The 1,138-nt window shown below is 71.0% G+C and carries 1 protein-coding gene and 1 pseudogene; one reads left to right on the top strand and one right to left on the bottom strand.

What is annotated here, in order from left to right; translation table 11 throughout:
- Positions 1 to 129: 129 nt before the first annotated feature.
- On the bottom strand, positions 130 to 456 hold the full coding sequence (locus AB0O29_RS36235; protein WP_365160798.1) for a hypothetical protein: 327 nt from the start codon (positions 454 to 456) through the stop codon (positions 130 to 132).
- A gap of 411 nt (positions 457 to 867) precedes the next feature.
- Between AB0O29_RS36235 and AB0O29_RS36230 the strand changes: the two are divergent.
- A pseudogene (locus AB0O29_RS36230) lies at positions 868 to 1,138 on the top strand (cell filamentation protein Fic); the annotation flags it as partial.

Below are 1,138 nucleotides of genomic sequence, written 5' to 3'. Positions count from 1 at the left end.
TCCGATCTCCGGGTTGGAACTTTCCGCCCCGCCCCGCGCGGGCCCGCCCGGCCGCGGCCGGCCCGCCGACGGGGCCGCCCCCCCGGGGGCGCCGGCACGGTCAGCGGGGTGGGGCGGCCGTGGGACCGGTCAGGAGAAGACCACGGAGCGGAGCTTGAGGCGGGCGCCGAGCTTCTTGCCGGGGTTCATCACGTAGTAGGTGTCGCCGTTACAGCCGAAGTCGACGAAGACGGTGGCGGTGGAGTCGGTGCGGTTGTACGGGGCGAATCCGGGCGCTTCAGGGGTGGTGAAGGGCAGGTCGATGCACTCGCCGCTCACGGGGTCGATAAGGATGTTCGGGAGACCGGTGCCGTACTGGTACTCGAATTCGCCCCCGGCGGCGTGGGCGGAGGTGGACACGGACAGGGTCAGCAGCAGGGCACCGGCGAGGGCGCCGAGGGACGAACGAAGACGCATGGGGACACCACGAAGTCACGTAGGGGGATTGCTCGATTACTTTAAGTGCATGCAAGGGTGGGGAAACGATCCTCCCCGCACTGCTCAGCGCGTCGGCCCGCACCCACGTCGGCCCGGGCCCACACCTTCGGCCGTATGCCTCCAGATCGCGGTTGCCGCCGCGTCCACATAGGCACTTGCCGGCTCCACCCCGGGCCGAGGGCGCGGGCCGGAAAAGTGGGGTGACAGCTCCCGATCCGATCGGCATGATCGGTCCGCTGATCGTCCTGTCACATCCGGCCCCGGGGGTACGCCACGTCCATCCACCGTGAACACGCCCGGGACCTGCCGTGGCCCGCCGTCGACCCGAGCCGCAGCGCGTTCGACTGGGACGACGACGAGGCGGCGCGGCTGACGGCGCTGATCGTCCCCATGGTCCCCTCCGAGGCCGACCGGGCGGCTGATCCGGACCGGATGGCGGACTGGCGCTTCACCGACCGGGTCACCGCGCTCCTGGTGTCCCGCTACGGGCGGTGGGCCTGTGGCTGGGACCATTCGAACCACTTCGGCGGTCCCGTCGAAACCTGGTGCTGCCCCTCGCACTCGGTCGCAGAGGCGCGGGACACCGCCGAACGCGTGGTGACCTGCCTGCTGGAGTGGCGTGACTGGCTGGAGGACCTGGCCGAGCGGTTCGAGCGGCTCG

Source organism: Streptomyces sp. NPDC089915 (assembly GCF_040684675.1).
GTDB lineage: Bacteria > Actinomycetota > Actinomycetes > Streptomycetales > Streptomycetaceae > Streptomyces.
This window is presented reverse-complemented; position numbering and strand designations above follow the sequence as displayed.

Coding starts and splice junctions, on each gene's coding strand:
- AB0O29_RS36235 (WP_365160798.1), bottom strand. CDS start 456: ATGCGTCTTCGTTCGTCCCTCGGCGCCCTCGCCGGTGCCCTGCTGCTG.